General features: G+C 70.2%; 17 protein-coding genes. 3 read left to right on the top strand and 14 right to left on the bottom strand.

What is annotated here, in order from left to right; translation table 11 throughout:
- Positions 1-86 precede the first annotated feature (86 nt).
- The 6 genes from NF557_RS04470 to NF557_RS04445 form a co-directional block, all read right to left on the bottom strand.
- Positions 87-683 (bottom strand): DoxX family protein, encoded by a 597-nt coding sequence (locus tag NF557_RS04470; protein WP_252622035.1) that lies wholly within the window; start codon positions 681-683, stop codon positions 87-89.
- A gap of 143 nt (positions 684-826) precedes the next feature.
- On the bottom strand, positions 827-2,404 hold the full coding sequence (guaA, locus tag NF557_RS04465; protein WP_252622032.1) for a glutamine-hydrolyzing GMP synthase: 1,578 nt from the start codon (positions 2,402-2,404) through the stop codon (positions 827-829).
- The gene (locus tag NF557_RS04460) at positions 2,401-2,748 is read right to left on the bottom strand and encodes a DUF3817 domain-containing protein (protein ID WP_252622030.1); all 348 of its coding nucleotides are present in this window, start codon (positions 2,746-2,748) and stop codon (positions 2,401-2,403) included. Before NF557_RS04460 ends, guaA begins: the two co-directional genes overlap by 4 nt.
- Complete coding sequence (locus NF557_RS04455) at positions 2,741-3,631, bottom strand: SURF1 family protein (protein ID WP_252622029.1); 891 nt, start codon at positions 3,629-3,631, stop codon at positions 2,741-2,743. The genes NF557_RS04460 and NF557_RS04455 overlap by 8 nt, the downstream gene beginning before the upstream one ends.
- An 18-nt stretch (positions 3,632-3,649) precedes the next feature.
- Positions 3,650-4,972: a YncE family protein gene (locus NF557_RS04450; RefSeq protein ID WP_252622026.1), complete on the bottom strand. Its 1,323-nt coding sequence runs from the start codon at positions 4,970-4,972 to the stop codon at positions 3,650-3,652.
- A gap of 61 nt (positions 4,973-5,033) precedes the next feature.
- Entirely contained in the window at positions 5,034-6,155 is a 1,122-nt protein-coding gene (locus NF557_RS04445; protein ID WP_252622024.1) for a GuaB3 family IMP dehydrogenase-related protein, read from the bottom strand.
- Positions 6,156-6,288: 133 nt separating this feature from the next.
- On the opposite strand from NF557_RS04445, the gene NF557_RS04440 reads away from it, so the two are divergent.
- Entirely contained in the window at positions 6,289-7,095 is an 807-nt protein-coding gene (locus NF557_RS04440; protein WP_252622022.1) for a dioxygenase family protein, read from the top strand.
- A gap of 4 nt (positions 7,096-7,099) precedes the next feature.
- Here the strand turns inward: NF557_RS04440 and guaB are convergent, their stop codons facing one another.
- The gene (guaB, locus tag NF557_RS04435; protein WP_252622020.1) at positions 7,100-8,626 is read right to left on the bottom strand and encodes an IMP dehydrogenase; all 1,527 of its coding nucleotides are present in this window, start codon (positions 8,624-8,626) and stop codon (positions 7,100-7,102) included.
- A 251-nt stretch (positions 8,627-8,877) separates the two neighbouring features.
- Here guaB and NF557_RS04430 point away from each other — a divergent pair, with 251 nt between their 5' ends.
- Positions 8,878-9,213 carry a WhiB family transcriptional regulator gene (locus tag NF557_RS04430; RefSeq protein ID WP_252622018.1) on the top strand — a complete coding sequence of 112 codons (336 nt, stop codon included), beginning with the start codon at positions 8,878-8,880 and terminating at the stop codon, positions 9,211-9,213.
- A gap of 81 nt (positions 9,214-9,294) precedes the next feature.
- Here the strand turns inward: NF557_RS04430 and groL are convergent, their stop codons facing one another.
- From groL to NF557_RS04415, 3 genes are all read right to left on the bottom strand, one after another.
- Positions 9,295-10,899 (bottom strand): chaperonin GroEL, encoded by a 1,605-nt coding sequence (groL, locus tag NF557_RS04425; RefSeq protein ID WP_252622015.1) that lies wholly within the window; start codon positions 10,897-10,899, stop codon positions 9,295-9,297.
- Between the two features lie 182 nt (positions 10,900-11,081).
- Positions 11,082-11,378 (bottom strand): co-chaperone GroES, encoded by a 297-nt coding sequence (groES, locus tag NF557_RS04420; protein WP_252622013.1) that lies wholly within the window; start codon positions 11,376-11,378, stop codon positions 11,082-11,084.
- Positions 11,379-11,590: 212 nt separating this feature from the next.
- Positions 11,591-12,850, bottom strand: coding sequence for a phospholipase D-like domain-containing protein (locus tag NF557_RS04415; protein WP_252622010.1), 1,260 nt, complete (start codon positions 12,848-12,850; stop codon positions 11,591-11,593).
- A gap of 130 nt (positions 12,851-12,980) precedes the next feature.
- On the opposite strand from NF557_RS04415, the gene NF557_RS04410 reads away from it, so the two are divergent.
- Complete coding sequence (locus NF557_RS04410) at positions 12,981-14,225, top strand: class I SAM-dependent methyltransferase (protein ID WP_252622008.1); 1,245 nt, start codon at positions 12,981-12,983, stop codon at positions 14,223-14,225.
- Here NF557_RS04410 and NF557_RS04405 read toward each other — a convergent pair.
- The 4 genes from NF557_RS04405 to tsaB all read right to left on the bottom strand — a co-directional run bounded on the left by NF557_RS04405 (position 14,198) and on the right by tsaB (position 18,221).
- On the bottom strand, positions 14,198-15,952 hold the full coding sequence (locus NF557_RS04405) for a glycoside hydrolase family 3 protein (protein ID WP_252622006.1): 1,755 nt from the start codon (positions 15,950-15,952) through the stop codon (positions 14,198-14,200). The genes NF557_RS04410 and NF557_RS04405 overlap by 28 nt on opposite strands.
- Before the next feature lie 76 nt (positions 15,953-16,028).
- Entirely contained in the window at positions 16,029-17,090 is a 1,062-nt protein-coding gene (gene tsaD, locus NF557_RS04400) for a tRNA (adenosine(37)-N6)-threonylcarbamoyltransferase complex transferase subunit TsaD (protein WP_252622003.1), read from the bottom strand.
- Entirely contained in the window at positions 17,083-17,541 is a 459-nt protein-coding gene (rimI, locus tag NF557_RS04395; protein ID WP_252622001.1) for a ribosomal protein S18-alanine N-acetyltransferase, read from the bottom strand. Before rimI ends, tsaD begins: the two co-directional genes overlap by 8 nt.
- Positions 17,538-18,221 carry a tRNA (adenosine(37)-N6)-threonylcarbamoyltransferase complex dimerization subunit type 1 TsaB gene (gene tsaB / locus NF557_RS04390; RefSeq protein ID WP_252621998.1) on the bottom strand — a complete coding sequence of 228 codons (684 nt, stop codon included), beginning with the start codon at positions 18,219-18,221 and terminating at the stop codon, positions 17,538-17,540. The genes rimI and tsaB overlap by 4 nt, the downstream gene beginning before the upstream one ends.
- Positions 18,222-18,282 lie beyond the last annotated feature (61 nt).

The raw sequence follows: 18,282 nt of genomic DNA, 5'->3' as shown, positions 1-18,282 counted from the left end.
CGGCACAGCGCGGAGAGCCCCGCCCGACCGCACAAGAACTGCCCGCCACACTCGCAGGAGTATGACGGGCAGTTAAGGTGAGTGGGTCACCGGAGCCAGCTGTTGCCCACCTTCTCGCCCCACCAGCGGCCGAGGCCCCAGGTGTCACCCGAGAGGGTGTAGGCGGCGACGAGGAGGACGAAGGCCTCGATCCAGTGCGAGTCCGTGATCGGGTTGGTGAAGCCCATGTTCGCCTGGCCGATCGGCAGCGCGGCGAAATACATGAAGGCCATCAGGAGAGTGCCACCCCAGGCGGCGATCTTCAGACCGGCGCCGGTCAGCATGGCCAGGCCGATGCCGAACAGGCCAAACATGAACAGGAAGTCGGTCAGGCCACCGAAGGTCTCGGCCATCCAGACGAAGACCTCCTTGAACGGGCCGGAGGTGGCGTTGATCATGTAGCCCTGCGCGGGTGCGCCACCCTCGATCCAGGCGCGGGCGGACTCGGTGCCGTAGCCCAGGCCGAAGAGCTTGTCGAGGAAGGGCCACATGAAGGTCCAGCCGATGAGGATGCGCATCGCGGCCAGGAGCTTGCGAGCGAAGCTGGAGTGGACGATGTCGGTCTGGAAGACGGTGCCAGTGCCGCGCTCCGCGCGGTCAACAGCAAGGTCGTCCCTAGCGGGGGTCTGGGTCTGCGCGTTCATGACGATGCCTTTCAGGTTCTGCGGTGTGGAGCTCGTTCTCGATCTCCACTACAGAGTGTAGTACTACTTGTCGTCATTTACGAGTTCTGGCGGTCCCGAACCGTGTCTGGTGGGTCACACTCCCCCGGACACGCGTGGAGGGGCTACTCCCACTCGATGGTGCCCGGCGGCTTGCTCGTCACGTCCAGCACCACGCGGTTGACCTCTTCGACCTCGTTGGTGATCCGGCTGGAGACCTTGGCCAGCACCTCATAGGGCAGCCGGCTCCAGTCGGCCGTCATCGCGTCCTCGCTGGAGACGGGGCGCAGCACGATCGGGTGCCCGTAGGTGCGCCCGTCGCCCTGGACCCCGACCGAGCGCACGTCGGCCAGCAGGACCACCGGGCACTGCCAGACGTCCCGGTCCAGGCCGGCCTTCGTCAGCTCCTCGCGGGCGATCGCATCGGCCCGGCGCAGGATGGCCAGCCGCTCGGCATCGACGGCGCCGATGATGCGGATGCCCAGGCCCGGGCCGGGGAACGGCTGGCGCCAGACGATCGCCTCCGGCACCTCCAGCTCCAGCCCCACCTGGCGGACCTCGTCCTTGAACAGGGTGCGCAGCGGCTCGATGAGCGTGAACTGCAGGTCGTCGGGGAGTCCGCCGACGTTGTGGTGGCTCTTGATGTTGGCCGTGCCGCTGCCGCCACCGGACTCCACGACGTCGGGATAGAGCGTGCCCTGCACCAGGAACTCGACCGGGTGCCCCTCCGCGTCGGCCGAGCCCGCCACGTCCCGGGCCGCCTGCTCGAAGACGCGGATGAACTCCCGCCCGATGACCTTGCGTTTCGTCTCCGGGTCGGTGACACCGGCCAGCGCGTCCAGGAACCGCTCGCGCGCGTCGACGACGACGAGGTCGACCCCGGTCGCGGCAACGAAGTCCTCCTCGACCTGCTGGGCCTCGCCCTCGCGCAGCAACCCGTGGTCGACGAAGACGCAGGTGAGCTGGTCGCCCACCGCGCGGTTCACCAGGGCTGCCGCGACGGAGGAGTCGACACCGCCGGAGAGCCCACAGATGACGTGCGCGTCACCGACCTGCTCGCGGATGGAGGCCACGAGGTCCTCCACGACGTTCTCGCTCGTCCAGGTCGGCTCGATGTCTGCACCCCGCAACAGGAAGTTCTCGAGCACCCGCTGGCCGAAGATGGAGTGCAGCACCTCCGGATGCCACTGGACGCCGTAACGCCGTGCCTCGTCGTCCTCGAATGCCGCCACGGCAGCGCCCGGCGTCGATGCCGTGACGCGGGTGCCCTCCGGAGCCTGCGCGACCGAGTCCCCGTGCGACATCCAGACCGGCTGCTCGTCCGGCTGACCGTCGAAGAGCGTGCTGGAGGTGTCGGAGATCCGCGCGCGGGTCTCGCCGAACTCGCGCAGCCCGGTCTTGTCGACCGTCCCGCCGAGCGCGGCGGTCATCGCCTGGAAGCCATAGCAGATGCCGAGCACCGGCACCCCGGCCGTGAGCAGTGCCGGGTCGAGGGAGGGTGCCCCCTCGGCATACACCGAAGACGGGCCACCGGAGAGGATCAGCGCGGCCGGGTTCTTGGCCAGCACCTCCTCGGCGGGCATGTCGTGCGGCACGATCTCGCTGTAGACGCAGGCCTCGCGGACCCGTCGGGCGATCAGCTGGGCATACTGCGCGCCGAAGTCGACGACGAGGACGGGGCGTTGCTGCAGGGCGTCGGTCACCGGGACAGGTTAGCCGGGTCTGGCGCCGTCGCCGACTCCTTGGCCTCGATCTGTGCCCGGGCCGAGCGCGTCACCCTGGACTCGACCCAGAAGGAGAGGAACGGCACGACGCCCGCGAGCATGATCAGCACCATCCGGCCCAGGCTCCAGCCCAGCGCGAACCCCAGCATCGCCACGGCCCCCAGATAGATCATGTAGAGGAAGCCGTGCGGCATCGCCCACCAGCGCAGCACGTCGTTGTCGAAGCCGTACCACAGCACCATCTCCAGGACGAGCAGCAGCAGCCCGAGGCCGACGACGGTGGCCATCACCTGGAAGAACCTCAGCTTGGCGCGGTCAGACATGGTGCGGTTCGATCCTCTCGTCGGCGGGTGCGCTGCTCACTGTAGGCGCCGGACCTGAGGGGGTCGGCGTCACCTCGTCCTGGGCGGCATCGTCCTGGGCGGCATCGTCCTGGGCGGCATCGTCCTGGGCGGCATCGTCCTGGGCGGCATCGTCCTGGGCGGCATCGTTCTGGGCGGCATCGCGCAGCATCTTGACATACATGAACACCGCGAACGCCGCGAAGACCCACCACTGCAGGGCGTAGCCCAGGTTGCGCCAGTCGATCTCGCCGACGGTCAGCACCGGTGGCGGCACCGGCTCGACGGTGGCGGAGGTCAGCTGCGGCTCCTCGGAGGTGGCGAAGATGAAGCCGTTGTAGAACTGTTCGGGCCGCTCGTTGGCGATCGAGGACAGGTCGATGGTGCCTCGCTGCCCCTCGGGCAGCGGATCCTGCCCGAAGTATGGCGACTCGCCCGGGGCCAGCTCCCCCCGGACGGTGACGGGCTGGGTGGGCGGCACGTCGGCCTGGTCCGGCGTGGTGACGAAGCCGCGCATCACCTCGATCACCGCCTCTCCCCCGTCCACGAGCAGGGGTGTCACGACCCAGAACCCGGGTTCGCCCTCCAGCACCCGGCCTGGGACGAGGAACTGGTGCGCGCCGTCATACTCCCCCTCCACGACGACCGGGTGGGCTGCGGCCGACTCGGTGAACGCGGAGTGCGGCGCGAGGACCTCCTGCAGCGGTGCCTCGACGAGCGCCTCCCGCTCGGCCTGGATCCTGGCGACCACATCGTGCTGCGCCACCGACAGCTGCCAGGCCCCCAGCCAGCCGAACCCGACACAGACTGCGGCCACGACAGCCAGCAGGCCGAGCCAGCGGGGGGTGAAGAAGGTGCGCAACACCCCTCCAGGGTAGGTGACCTAGACGTCCGGGTCGGTCGCCAGGGTGTCGTCGAAGACATAGATGCTGCCGCCGTAGCAGGCCACCCAGACCGAGTGCGTGATCGGCTCGTAGGTGATGCCGATCGGGTTGGCGTCGGTCGGCTCCTTCTGGAGCACCTCCATGTCGTCGGTGCTGATCTTGGCGACCGAGGGCTCGTAGTAGTTCACGACATAGAGCGCGGTGCCGTCCGAGGACAGGATCATCGAGCGGGGTTCGCGGCCGGAGACCACCTGGTCGACGATCTCCTCGGTCTCGGTGTCGATCTTGTAGATCGTGTCGTTGCCGGAGACTGCCATGAAGAGGAACTTGCCGTCCGCCGACAGGTTCAGGTGCCGCGGCTTGCGCCCGGTCTCCATCATCACCTCGGACTCACCAGTCTCGAGGTCGACCTTGAACAGCTTGTCGGCATACATCGCCGCGACGTAGGCCGTGCGGTTGTCCGGGAGCACCTCGATCCCCCGCGGGGCGGCCGCAATGGGGATCGTCTTGACTTCCTGGGCACTCTCCCGGTCGACGACTGAGATGGTGGAGTCGCACCAGTTGCTGACCAGGATCGTCTGCTGGTCGGGGGTGATGTCGACATACTTCGGCACGGCCCCGACCTTGATGACCTGGTCCCACTCCATCAGCTCGGCGTTGAAGCGATAGAGGAAGGAGGGGCCCACGCCGCTGGCCGGGGTGCAGTTGTCGAAGCCCTCGACACCGAAGTTCTGGCCATACATCGTGTACTGCGAGACGTAGGCGAACTTGCCGTCGTCGGTCCAGGCCGCCTCGACCGGAGAGCCCTGGGCCGTGCCGGGGTGCCCCTCGACCCCGAACTCCTCGGGCACGATCGTGTCGGACAGGGTCGCGACGAGCTCGCGGGACTCGGCGTCATAGACCGTCGACGTGTGGCTGTACATCATGTTGTTGGCGATGACCAGCCCCGTGTTGGAGGCCACCACCGACTTCGGGGTGATGCCGCCGGTGATGTAGTCGACCCGCTCCATGAAGGATTCGTCGGAGGGGATGGCCGGAGGTGCCGCCACGGGGCCGTCCGGAGCCTGCGTGGTCGTCGCCGCCGCATCCCCCTCGCTGCCCCCGGTGCCCTGGGTGAACCCGTCCTGCACACTGCCAGACTCGGCGGCCGCGTCGTCGTCACCCGGGGCGGTCGTCGCCCCCGAGGCCGTCGGCGCGGCCGGCTCGTCGTCACCGCCCAGTGCCATGCAGGCGGTGAGCGAGCCAGCGGCGATCGCCAGGGTCGCACCGGCAGCGACGGCGCGACGGCGTCGGACGAACTGGGCCTCGCGGCGCACCTGCATCGAGAACTCCTTGGGATCGTGTGTCCCAAGCCTACGGCGAACCACCGCAGAAACCGGTCATTCAGCGCGGCTGGTAGGGCGCGACGACGACCTCGACGCGCTGGAACTCCTTGACGTCGGTGTAGCCGGTCGTGGCCATGGCCCGCCGCAGGGCGCCCATCATGTTGGTCGTCCCGGTCGCATCACGACCGGGGCCGTTGAGGATCTCCGCGAGCGTGCCGACGGTGCCCACCTCGACGCGCTCCCCCCGTGGCAGGAACGGGTGGTGCGCCTCGGAGCCCCAGTGGAAGCCCTGGCCCGGAGCCTCCTGGGACCGTGCCAGTGCCGCGCCGATCATGACGGCGTCCGCGCCGCACGCCACGGCCTTGACGATGTCGCCCGACTGGCCCATGCCGCCGTCGGCGATGACGTGCACATAGCGGCCTCCGGACTCGTCGAGGTAGTCCCGCCGGGCGGCCGCGACGTCGGCGATGGCCGTGGCCATGGGCGCGTGGATGCCCAGGGTGGTGCGCGTGGTGTGCGTGGCGCCGCCGCCGAAACCGACGAGCACACCGGCGGCCCCGGTCCGCATCAGGTGCAGCGACGCGGTGTAGGTGCCAGCGCCGCCGACGATCACCGGGACATCGAGCTCATAGATGAAGCGCTTGAGGTTCAGCGGCTCGGTGTTGCTCGAGACGTGCTCGGCAGAGACGGTCGTGCCGCGGATCACGAACAGGTCGACCCCGGCCTCGACCACGGTGCGCCAGAACTGCTGGGTCCGCTGCGGTGACAGCGACCCGGCCACGGTCACCCCCGCGTCCCGGATCTCCCTGAGCCGCTGGGTGATCAGGTCAGGTCGGATCGGGGCGGCATAGAGCTTGCGCAGCAGGGCGGTGCTCTCCGGACCGGCGGACGCGGCGATCTCGGCCAGGTGCGGCGTGGGGTCGTCATAGCGGGTCCACAGTCCCTCGAGATCCAGCACCCCCAGACCACCCAGCTGGCCCATCGCGATCGCGGTCTGCGGGGACACGACCGAGTCCATCGGTGCCGCGATCACCGGCAGCTCGAAGTGGTAGGCGTCGATCTGCCAGCTGATCGAGACGTCTTCCGGGTCCCTGGTCCGTCGCGACGGCACCACCGCGATGTCCTCGAAGGAGTAGGCGCGCCGTCCGCGCTTGCCACGACCGATCTCGATCTCATTCACCCGCTCAGGCTACAAGCCCGCGACCAGGAGGTGGCGGACCAGGTTCCCTCCGCCATACAGTGACCCCAGCCGGGACCACCTGGGTCGGCGGCTTGTCGCAGGCGTCATGTCAACGGTTGGCCGGAGGCACCACATGGACCAGAACAGCTCGCACCAGCCCAGCAGTGAGCGTCAGCCCGTGCTGTATCTGAGCCACGGGGCCCCGCCGCTGGCCGATGACACGACGTGGACCGGCCAGCTGCACGCCTGGTCGGACCGCCTCCCCCGACCCAAGAACATCCTGATGGTCTCCGCGCACTGGGAGAGCGCCCCGCTGACCGTGAGCGCGAGCCAGCAGCAGGTGCCGCTGGTCTACGACTTCTGGGGCTTCCCGCAGAAATACTTCGAGGTGGAGTATGCCGCGCCGGTCGCCCCCGACCTGGCCGACCAGGTGAGCACGATCATCGGCGACTCGGTCCACCGGGACGAGGGCCGCGGGCTGGATCACGGCGCCTATGTGCCGCTGGTCGAGATGTTCCCCGACGCGGATGTGCCGGTGCTGCAGATGTCGCTGCCGACCCTGGATCCGCGGGAGCTGTTCGAGATCGGCCGCAAGCTGGCCCCGCTGCGCGACCAGGGGACGCTGGTCGTCGGGTCCGGCTTCACCACACACAACCTGAAGTGGTTCAACCCGCGCAACCCGGCCGACGCCCCGCCGCCCCAGGTCTCCCAGGAGTTCGACCAGTGGGCCGCCGAGGCCCTGGCGCGACAGGACGTCGACGCCGTCCTGGACTTCGAGACGAGGGCGCCGGGGGCCCACGAGGCGCACCCGCGCACCGAGCACTGGGCCCCGTTGTATGTCACCCTCGGCGTCGCCGATGCCAGCGGCGGGCTCGACAACGAGGTCGCCGTCGACGGGTTCTGGTACGGCCTGTCGAAGCGGTCGTGGCAGTTCGGCTGAGGCCTTAGCTGCCCACGGCGTAGTTGGGCGCCTCGACGGTCATCTGGATGTCGTGCGGGTGTGACTCCTGCAGGCTCGCCTGGGTGATCCGCACGAACCTGCCGCGCTCCTGCAGATCCGGCACGGTGGCAGCTCCCACATAGAACATCGCCTGCCGCAGACCGCCCGACATCTGGTGCACCACGTTGGAGAGTGCTCCCTTGTAGGCCACCCGGCCCTCCACGCCCTCGGGGACGATCTGGTCGTCGCTGCTGACCTCGGCCTGGAAGTAGCGGTCCTTGGAGTAGGACTTCTTGCCGCGCGAGCTCATCGCCCCGAGCGAGCCCATGCCGCGATAGGACTTGAACTGCTTGCCGTTGACAAAGATCAGCTCGCCCGGGCACTCCTCGCAGCCGGCCAGCATCGAGCCCATCATCACCGACTCGGCACCGGCGACGAGCGCCTTGGCGATGTCGCCGGAGTACTTCATGCCGCCGTCGGCGATCACCGGCACCCCGGCCTCGCGCGCTGCCAGCGACGCCTCATAGACGGCCGTCAACTGCGGTGCCCCGATGCCGGTCACGACGCGGGTCGTGCAGATCGCGCCGGGCCCGACGCCGACCTTGACCGCGTCGGCGCCGGCGTCGACGAAGGCCTGCGCGCCGGCCCTGGTGGCGACGTTGCCGCCGACCACCTGGACGTGCCGGGTGGCCGGGTCCGTCTTCAGGCGCTGCACCATCTCGATCAGCATCCGCACGTGGCCGTGGGCGGTGTCCGCGACGAGCACGTCCACGCCGGCGTCGATCAGGGTGGTGGCCCGCTCCCACGCATCACCGAAGTAGCCGATGGCGGCGCCGACGAGGAGCCGACCCTGGCCGTCCTTGCTGGCATGCGGGAACTGCTCCGACTTCACGAAGTCCTTGACGGTGATCAGCCCGGCCAGCCGGCCCTCGTCGTCGACCAGCGGCAGCCGCTCACGCTTGTGCGCCCGCAGGATGGCCGTGGCCTCCTCGCGCGTGACGTCGGGAGAGGCGGTGACCAGCGGGGGCGGGGTCATCACGTCGCGGACCAGGGTCTGCTCCCACTCCGCCACCGGGGTGAACCTGAGGTCACGGTTGGTGCAGATCCCCAGGAGGTGTCCCTCCGGGTCGACGACAGGGAGACCGGAGACGCGGTACTCGCCACAGACCCGGTCCAGGTCCTCCAGGGTGGCGTCCGGGCCGATGGTGACCGGGTTGGTGATCCGCCCCGTCTGGGTCCGCTTGACCAGATCCACCTGATAGGCCTGGTCCTCGATCGACAGGTTGCGGTGCAGGATGCCGATGCCGCCGTGCCGGGCCATGGCGATCGCCATCCGGCCCTCGGTGACCGTGTCCATCGCCGCCGACACGAGCGGGAGCCGCAGGCTGATCTCCCGCGTCAGGCGACTGGTGGTGTCGATCTGCTCGGGGACCAGGTCGGTCTCGCCCGGCAGCAGCAGGACGTCGTCGTAGGTCAGTCCGAGAGTCTGGAAGGGGTCGGGCACGGCAGAGCGTGAGTCGGCCTGGGTCATTCCTCCAGTCTAGGCACCGTCAGTCCGGTCTCCGCGCCACCACCAGGAGCGGCCAGGAACGGCATGGTTGGTCGTATGCCGAGACTCGCGTCTCGGATTCCCTTGCAGCACTGCGGGTGCGGAGAGTAAATCTTCTCCCAATATTTGGCCGGAGTGGGGGTGATCAGGGTTACAGTGCGTGTGACCGAACGAACCACTCCGACCGGGCACACAACGGGCGGCGACTCTGATCCAGATGTGAGGTGGCGCTGGTGGCTGACACGACTACCGGACCTAGTCCGGTTGCCGAGCAATGGGAATGGCAGTTCGAGGGGCTGTGCCGCACAGTCAGTCCAGAGCTGTTCTTCCATCCAGAGGGCGAGCGGGGCTCGGCACGACGGCGGCGTGACGAGCGCGCCAAGCGGTTGTGCCTGGAGTGCCCCGTGCTGCAGCAGTGCCGTTCGCACGCCCTCAGCGCCCGCGAACCCTACGGCGTCTGGGGCGCCATGACCGAGGAGGAGCGCGCGGCGATCCTCGCCGATGCTGACATCAAGCCCCCCGCGACCCGGGTCGCAGACACCAGCGAGCCGGGCCGCAACACGGCCTGAGGGTCCCGCCACTCCCGGTGACACGACAGAACCCGGTCCCCCACGTGTGGAGGACCGGGTTCCGTCGCCTACGACGTCAGGTCAGTGGCTGTGGCCGTGACCGTCCGCGTCGTCGCCCTCGGGCTTCTCGACGACCAGCGTGTCGGTCGTCAGCACCATCGAGGCGATGGACGCCGCGTTGCGCAGCGCCGAACGGGTCACCTTGACCGGGTCGATGACCCCGGCAGCCAGCAGGTCGCCATACTCACCCGTGGCGGCGTTGAGGCCCTGACCCGGCTCCATCTCGGCCACGCGGGTGGTCGCGACGTAGCCCTGCAGGCCAGCGTTCTCAGCGATCCAGCGCAGTGGCTCCTGCACCGCGAGGCGCACGATGTTGACACCGGTCGCCTCGTCGCCCTCGAGGTTGAGCCCGTCCAGGACGGTCGACGCGTGGATGAGCGCCGAGCCGCCACCGGCGACGATGCCCTCCTCGATCGCCGCACGCGTCGCGGACACGGCGTCCTCGATGCGGTGCTTCTTCTCCTTGAGCTCGACCTCGGTGTGTGCACCCACCTTGATCACGCAGACGCCGCCCGAGAGCTTGGCCAGCCGCTCCTGCAGCTTCTCGCGGTCCCAGTCGGAGTCGGTGTTGGCGATCTCGGCGGTGATCTGGTCCACGCGGGCCGCCACCTCGTCCGAGGCACCCTCACCGTCGACGATGACCGTGGTGTCCTTGGTGGAGACGACGCGACGGGCCTTGCCCAGGACCTCGAGGCCGACCTGGTCGAGCTTGAGCCCGACCTCCTCGGCGACGACCTGGCCACCGGTGAGCACGGCCATGTCCTGCATCATCGCCTTGCGGCGGTCACCGAAGCCGGGCGCCTTGACGGCCACCGCGTTGAACGTGCCGCGGATCTTGTTGACCACCAGGGTGGACAGGGCCTCGCCCTCGATGTCCTCGGCGATGATCAGCAGCGGCTTGCTCTCGCCGACGACCTTCTCCAGCAGCGGCAGCAGGTCGGCCACGGCCGAGATCTTGCCCTGGTGGAAGAGGATGTAGGCGTCCTCGAGGACGGCTTCCATGCGCTCTGCGTCAGAGACGAAGTAGGGCGAGAGGTAGCCCTTGTCGAACTGCATGCCCTCGGTGAAGTCCAGCTCCATCGCGGTGGTGGAGGACTCCTCCACGGTGATGACGCCGTCCTTGCCGACCTTGTCGAACGCCTCGGCGATCAGCTCACCGATCGTCTCGTCCTGGGCGGACAGGCTCGCCACCTGGGCGATCTCGTCGCGACCCTCGAGCTCACGGGCGTTCTCCAGGAGACGGTCCGAGATGGCCGTGACGGCCTGGTCGATGCCGCGCTTGAGGCCGGCCGGACCGGCGCCGGCTGCGACGTTGCGCAGGCCCTGGTGGACCATCGCCTGGGCGAGCACGGTGGCCGTGGTGGTGCCGTCACCGGCGACGTCGTTGGTCTTGGTGGCGACCTCCTTGGCCAGCTGAGCACCCAGGTTCTCGTAGGGGTCCTCCAGCTCGACCTCACGGGCGATGGTGACACCGTCGTTGGTGATGGTCGGTGCGCCCCACTTCTTGTCGAGCACGACATTGCGACCCTTGGGGCCCAGGGTCACCTTGACTGCGTTGGCGAGGGCGTCGACGCCCCGCTCCAGCGCCTTGCGGGCGCTGTCGTTGAATTCCAGCTGCTTGGCCATCAGTGAGACGGTCCTTCCATAGCGGTGGGTCAGCGCACGACACCCCGGCGACGCCTGCGTGCTGCAGGAGTCCCGGGGCGTCGGCGCAGGTCAGTTGCCGACGAGGCTGTCGGCCCGCAAGGACACACTCGGCTTCCGCGCCCCGTTCCGGGACTCGCAAAGCTCGTGTCCTCGCGAGGCTGTCAGCCGACGACTGCCAGCACGTCACGCGCCGACAGGATGAGGAGCTCCTCGCCGCCGTGCTTGATCTCGGTGCCGCCGTACTTGCTGTAGATCACGCGGTCACCGACAGCGATGTCGAGCGGGATGCGCTCGCCGCCGTTGTCGTTGAAACGGCCCGGGCCCACGGCCAGGACCTCGCCCTCCTGGGGCTTCTCCTTGGCGGTGTCCGGGATGACCAGGCCGGAGGCGGTGGTCTGCTCGGCCTCGACGGCCTTGATAACGATCCGGTCTTCGAGCGGCTTGATGGAAACCGACACGTTGGGACCTTCCCTTCACGAGTCTGAACTGTCTAGGTCAGTGTCCGGAGCGGGCCGCCGTCGCGGGGGTCGGCTCGTGCCGGGCGTTGGCACTTGCAGGTGCAGAGTGCTAACTCTGAATCTATGCACCGATTAGCACTCGGTCAAGCCGAGTGCTAGAAAACGTCGCTCGCAGCCGCACCACGGGGGTCGCCAGGGGCGCCGGCCAGGGCTCACAGCAGCGGGTGCAGCGGCTCCAGGATCCACTCGGCCAGCTTGGACGCCCTGCCCCGGGACTCCCACTCCCGCAGGGTGAGCTCCCGGGCGTTCTCCAGGTCGCGCCGGAAGATCCGTTCCATCTGGTCGGCCTGCCCGACGTCATGGATCTCGAGGTTGACCTCGTAGTTGCCGATGAGTGAGAGCCGGTCGATGTTGGCCGTCCCCACGGTGGTCCAGGTGCCGTCGACGGTGGCGGTCTTGGCGTGGACCATGACGTCCTGATAGAGGAAGATCCGCACGCCACCCTCAAGCAGCTTGGTGTATTGCGAGCGGGCCACCCAGTCTGCGACGACGTGGTTGGACGCCTCGGGCATCAGCACCCGGATGTCCACCCCACGCCGGGCGGCCGCCAGCAGTCCGCCCATGATCTCGCGGTCGGGGATGAAGTAGCCCTGGGTGATCCAGATCCGCTGGGTCGCCCGGTCGATCGCCTCGAGATAGATCCCGCGGACCGGGAAGACCAGCCGGCTCGGCTCGTTGCGGGCCGCCAGGATCCGGGAGTTCCAGACCGGCGAGCCGCTGTCCTCGAGCGTGGGGTGGTGGCGCTTGCCGTGCCTGTTCCAGAAGTCGACGAAGGTGTTCTGCAGCTCCCACACCGCCACGCCGCGCACCCGGATGTGGGTGTCGCGCCAGGTGCGGGCATACATGTCGCCGATGTTGTAGCCGCCGACGAAGCCGACCTTGCCGTCCACCACGAGCACCTTGCGGTGGTCCCGGCCGGTGCGCCGCACGTTGATGACCAGCCCGGAGCGGATCGTCGGGAACTTCAGCAGGTGCACCGACTCCGGGAAGGTCTTGAACTCGCGCGGGACGACCAGGTTGGCGAAACCGTCGAAGACGACGCAGACGGTGACGCCCCGCTCGGCCGCGCGGATGACGGCGTCCTTGAACCGCTGCCCGATCTGATCGCCCTTCCAGATGTAGGTCACCAGATAGACGAAGTCGGTGGCGGCGTCGATGGCGGCCAGCATGTCCTCGAAGAGGTGCTCGCCGTAGGTGTAGGTCGTCAGGTCGTTGCCGTCGACGTCGGCACCCAGGGGCTCGTCAGGCGGCACCGAGTGCTCGTCGGGCGTGCGTCGCTTGCGCAGCGCATCGACGCCGGTGAGGGCTATCGCCAGGCTGATGGGCGTGGCCACGCTCGCGACACCGGTCGCAATGATGACCCGGCGGGCGCGGCGGGCCCGCCGGCGGATCGCGCTGCGGCGTCGGCTCATGGACCAGAACCTATCCCGTCACCCTGGTTCCGTCACTCGGGTATCCGTCCCTGTTGCCGCCTGTCCGTTGCGCTCCCGTGCGTCTGTCGTCGCGTCACTCTGCTGTCTCCTCCTCTGGGAGGATGGCCCGGTGGACCCGCAGACCGTCGCCGCGCTCAGGGCGCCCGCGGCGTGGGCCGTGTTGCAGGCACTGCCGGAGTATGCCGAGGGCTCGGCACTCTCGCTCAGCACCCGACTGCGCGACGAGGGTCACGACCCGGAGCTCGTGGCGGCGCTGCTCACGCAGTCCCGGCTCCGGCTGCGGGGGCGGGTCAAGTTCGGCGACCGGGTCGACCAGATGCTGCTCACCCGCGACGGCGTCGAGCAGGCCAGCCGGTGGCAGCTGGCGGCACGGCACGCCGACCGCTTCGCCGCCGCCGGCCTGGACACGGTCTGGGACCTGGGGTGCGGACTCGGCGGAGACGCCCTCGCCCTGTCTGAGGCGGGGCTGCGGGTCGAGCTGGTCGACGCCGACCCGGGCACGGCGGCGATCGCCGCCGTAAACGTGCGCGACTCCGCCACCGCACGGGTGCGGACCGCCGCGGTCGAGGACCTCGACATCACCCCGCGGCCCGGGACCGGCGCCTGGCTCGACCCCGCGCGCCGTCTGCCCGGCCGCACCGACGCCCGCGGCCGCACCACGCGGACATTCTCGCTCGACCAGCTCTCCCCCAGCTGGGAGCAGGTCCAGCAGGTCGCGGCACGGCTCGGGCACGTCGGCGCCAAGCTGGCACCGTCCTTCCCCCACGATGCCGTGCCCGTCGGTGCAGAGGCACAGTGGGCCTCGTTCGGCGGGGAGGCCCTGGAGTGCGCCCTGTGGTGGGGCGACCTCGTGCACCACGAGGGGCGCACCGCACAGGTGCACCTCGGGGCCGCCGGGGACGGTCGCTGGCTGGAGGTCCACGACGACGGCGGCGGGCCCGCAGACAGCGCCGCCGGCCCGGACGACCTGGGCGAGTGGCTCTATGAGCCCGACCGGGCGGTGCTCCAGGCCGGCCTGACCGGGGTGCTCGCCCGCGCCGTGGGCGGGATGGAGACGGCACGCGGCGCCGGCTATGTCACGACGCAGCAGGAGGCCGACCTCCCGTGGGCCCGCCGGTTCCGGCTGGTCACGGTCCATCAGCTCGCGACCAAGCCGTTGCGTCGCTGGGCGCGCGAGCGCGACCTGGGCAGGCTGACCATCAAGAAGCGCGGGGTGCCGGTCGACGCCGACCGGCTGCGCCGCGACCTGCGGCTCGGTGGGGCGCGGGAGGCCGTCGTGGTGCTCACCCAGCTGGGCGGTCGCCCGATGCTGCTCGAGGTGGAGCCTCAGCCGCAGCCGGCCCCGATCGGATAGTCCCCCACCGGTGTCGACAGGCTCCCGGGTGCGGTCACCTCACCGAGCAGCACCTGCACCAGCGCCTCCATCGTGGCCGGATCGCGCCCATAGGCCGCGATGAGCGCGGTGTCGGCGCTGCTGTCGGCCAGCGGATAGGGGCGGTCGGTCGTCACGACGACATCGCCGGACCCGGTGCCGGGTCCACCGGGCCCGCCGCCGGCCTGATAGGTCGACCCGCCGACGAGCACGACCGAGTCACCGGACCCGGTGCCCAGACCTGCGGCCCGGGCGGCTGACGCAAGGTTGGCCCGGTCGCCCTCCGTGCCGCCGCTGATCTGGATCGAGTCGCCCACCAGGGGCTGGCCGCAGGGCCCGGACAGCTGGGTGATGCCAGCCGCAGCCGCCCGCACCGACAGGTCGTGGGCCGAGCCGATCACCGAGTCATCCGGTGTCGGCACCGTCTGGTTGTGGCGCAGCATGGCGACCGCCCGGGCTGCCGATTCCTCCAGGTCGGCCCGCTCGAGGGTGCCGCCCTCCAGAGCGAACACGATGGCGTCGACGCTGCCCACCGGGTCGGGCGGCATGAGCAGGACGTCCACCCCGGCGAGCAGGGCCGCGACCGCCGGGTGCTGCACGCCGGAGGCCTCGGTGATGGCCCCCATGTTGAGTGCATCGGTGACCACCAGCCCGGTGAAGCCGAGCTCCTCGCGCAGCAACCCGCTGAGCACCGGGTGCGAGAGCGTGGCGGGACGGTCCGGGTCGATCGCCTCGACCACGATGTGGCCCGGCATGATCGCGGGCACACCCGCATCGATCGCGGACCGGAACGGCACCAGGTCGCGCCCTTCCAGCGTGGCCAGGTCAGCAGTCTGCATGGCGGCGCCGAGGTGGCTGTCGGCGGTGATGCTCCCGTGACCCGGGAAGTGCTTGACGACCGGCAGGATGCCCGCGTCGGAGAAGCCGCTGGCCTGGGCGACGGCGATCTCGGCCACCACCTGGGGGTCGGTCCCCGGCGACCGCGCACCGATGGTGGGGTCCTGCGGCCCGATCGTGACATCGGCGTCCGGGGCGAAGACGACGGTATAACCCAGGGCACGCAGCTGATCCCCCGAGGCGGTTGCCACCTCACGAGCCAGATCCGTGTCGCGGGAGGCCCCCAGAGACATGGCTGCGGGCCACCGGTCCAGTGGAGCACCGACGCGGGTGATCGGACCACCCTCCTGGTCGATGCCCAGGAAGGCCGGCCAGTCGCGTCCGTCCTGCATGACCGCCCCCTGGACCGCCGCGGTGAGCGCGGACAACTGCGGGACACGGTCTGCGACGCTTTCGGGCACGTTGGCTCCGAGGGTGATCACACCGCCGAGGTGCTGGTCGCGCACCAGCGCGGCGGCTGCGGTCGGGTCGGTCCCCTGGTAGGCGGCCACGATGAGCTGGCCCGCAAGCTGCCGGTCGTCCAGCGCGGCCACGTCGACGCGTGCGGCCTCCAGCTCCTCCGCGGACGGCAGCCCGATGCCCTCGTCGCCGGTGGGGGCGGTCAGACCGCTCGGGCTTGTCGTCGTGGGCGGCTCCGTCGGCTCCTCAGTGGCTGTGCTCGGCCCTGCCGGGCCAGCGGTGGAGGGCGCGGTAGGGCTCGAGGTGGTGGGTGCGGACGTGGCCGACCCGGTGGTGTCCTGCTCGGCGACCTCGGGGCCCGAACCGCTGCACGCGCTCAGCAGCAGGGCCGCCCCGGCGACTGCAGCCAGCACCCGCCCGTGGCGGCGCCGTGAGCCCCGCGATCTGGTGGGCGGCCGGCACGTCATGCCCGTGCCCACGCAGGCTGGGTCACGACGCGACCTGCGCCAGGGGTCGGATCTGGGCGACGGGCTGCGAGCTGTCCGCCGGAATCGTGAGCGGCGAGGGCTCGTGGCCCTTAGCGATGAGCACCGCCCCGAGAGCGGCAACCATGGCGCCGTTGTCAGTGCACAGGTCGCGTCGTGGGACGCGCAACCGGATGCCGGCCTCGGCGCAGCGTTCCTCCAGCAGCTCGCGCAGCCGCCCGTTGGCAGCCACACCACCGCCTAGCTGCAGGTCGAGCACACCGTTCTCGGTGCACGCCAGCACCGCCTTGCTGGTCAGCACGTCGACGACGGCCTCCTGGAAGGAGGCGGCCACGTCCGCGACCGGCACCGGCTCCCCCGCCCGCTCGCGGGCCTGCACCCAGCGCACGACCGAGGACTTCAGCCCGCTGAAGGAGAAGTCATAGCGGTGCCGCTCCATGTCCTTGCGCGACGTCAGCCCGCGCGGGAAGCGGATCGCCTGCGGGTCACCCGCACGGGCGGCCCGGTCGATGTGCGGCCCGCCGGGATAGGGCAGGCCCAGCACCCGGGCCACCTTGTCGAAGGCCTCGCCGGCCGCGTCGTCGAGCGTCTGGCCCAGCGAGCGGATGTCACTGGTGATGTCAGGCACGTGCAACAGGTTGGTGTGCCCACCCGACACCAGCAGCGCCATCATCGGCTCGGGCAGCGGGCCGTGGTCGAGGACGTCCACGGCGACGTGCGCACCCAGGTGGTTCACGCCATACAGCGGCACTCCAAGGCCCAGCGCGAGGGCCTTGGCCGAGGCGACACCGACCAACAGCGCGCCGGCCAGCCCGGGGCCGGCCGTCACCGCGACGGCGTCCACGTCCTCGAGCCGCACGCCGCCCTCCGCACAGGCCCGCTCGATGGTGGGCACCATGGCCTCCAGGTGGGCCCGGCTGGCCACCTCGGGGACGACCCCGCCGAACCTGGCGTGCTGGTCCACGCTGCTGGCGACCGCGTTGGCCAGCAGGGTGTGACCGCGCACCAGTCCGATCCCGGTCTCGTCACAGCTGCTCTCCACCCCCAGCACCAGGGGATCAGTCATCGCCACCCACCTCTTTCCGCATGATCAACGCATCGACGCCGCCGGGCTGGTAGTAGCCCCGCCGGCGGTGCACCTCGGCAAACCCATAGCGCGCATAGAGCCCGATGGCCGCCTCGTTGTCGGCGCGGACCTCAAGCATGACCTGGCGCGCCCCCGCCAGCACAGCGCGGTGCAGCAGCCACTCCAGCAGGATCACGCCATGGCCCTGCCCGCGCAGCTGGGGGTCGACCGCGATGGTCATCACGTCCGCGGTCTCACCGGCCAGGTCCAGCCCGGCATAGCCCAGCACCGACTCGTCGTCGAGCACCACGTAGTCCCGCCGGGGCCGGGCCGCGAGCTCCCCCCAGAAGCTGCCCAACGACCAGGCGTCCTGCTCGAAGGAGTCCACCTCGATGCGGTGCACCGCGGGCAGGTCCTGCCAGCGCATCGGCCGCGTCTGTGTCCCGGTCACGGCACGAGCTTGGCCGGGCCGGGCACGGCTGCGTCGGGGTGGCGCAGATAGAGCGGCTCGGGAGGCAGGAGTATGCCGTCCGCCCCGGTCTGATCGGTGCCACCGCTGAGTGCCCGGTGGGCCACGCGACCGAGATAGCCCGGGCTGGCATCGACCGGTCCCCCTGCGTGGCGCAGGCTGTCATAGAGCAGGGGCCCGCGCCCTACCGCAGGCAGGCACCGGACAGAGTCCGGCAGGTCTGCGGCGTGCGCCACCCCAGGTCCGTCCGTGCGCACCGGCCGTCCGTGCTGGACGGCATACACCGCCCAGTAGACCTCCTTGCGACGCGCGTCGGTCGCGACCAGGAACGTCGCGTCGACGACCTGCTCCTCGACGGCCTGCTCGGCCAACGCGTCCAGGGAGCAGACCCCGTGCACCGGGATGCCGCGCACCCGAGCCATGACCAGCCCCGTGACGATGCCGACGCGCAGCCCGGTGAATGGCCCAGGTCCCACGCCCACCACGATGCCGGTGAGGTCGCGCACGCTCGCGCCTGCGCCGGCGAGGGCCTCCTCGATGGCAGGCGCCAGGAGCTCCCCGTGCCGGCGGGAGTCCTGGTGGGTCACCTCGGCCAGGACGGCCCCGTCCGCGAGGACGGCCGCACCGATGGATCCCGTGGCAGTGTCTAGGGCGAGCAGCACCGTCCCAGGCTACGTGCTGCCGGTCCCCGCTGGCGTCCCGACGCCTCCGGTCGAGGTTAAA

It is taken from the genome of Ornithinimicrobium cryptoxanthini (assembly GCF_023923205.1).
In the GTDB taxonomy this organism is placed as follows: Bacteria; Actinomycetota; Actinomycetes; order Actinomycetales; family Dermatophilaceae; genus Ornithinicoccus; species Ornithinicoccus cryptoxanthini.
This window is presented reverse-complemented; position numbering and strand designations above follow the sequence as displayed.

Bases quoted from the DNA above. Each gene is read 5' to 3' on its own strand.
- NF557_RS04470 (WP_252622035.1), bottom strand. From the start codon at position 683: ATGAACGCGCAGACCCAGACCCCCGCTAGGGACGACCTTGCTGTTGAC.
- NF557_RS04460 (WP_252622030.1), bottom strand. From the start codon at position 2,748: ATGTCTGACCGCGCCAAGCTGAGGTTCTTCCAGGTGATGGCCACCGTC.
- NF557_RS04450 (WP_252622026.1), bottom strand. From the start codon at position 4,972: ATGCAGGTGCGCCGCGAGGCCCAGTTCGTCCGACGCCGTCGCGCCGTC.
- NF557_RS04440 (WP_252622022.1), top strand. From the start codon at position 6,289: ATGGACCAGAACAGCTCGCACCAGCCCAGCAGTGAGCGTCAGCCCGTG.
- guaB (WP_252622020.1), bottom strand. From the start codon at position 8,626: ATGACCCAGGCCGACTCACGCTCTGCCGTGCCCGACCCCTTCCAGACT.
- groL (WP_252622015.1), bottom strand. From the start codon at position 10,899: ATGGCCAAGCAGCTGGAATTCAACGACAGCGCCCGCAAGGCGCTGGAG.
- NF557_RS04415 (WP_252622010.1), bottom strand. From the start codon at position 12,850: ATGAGCCGACGCCGCAGCGCGATCCGCCGGCGGGCCCGCCGCGCCCGC.
- tsaD (WP_252622003.1), bottom strand. From the start codon at position 17,090: ATGACTGATCCCCTGGTGCTGGGGGTGGAGAGCAGCTGTGACGAGACC.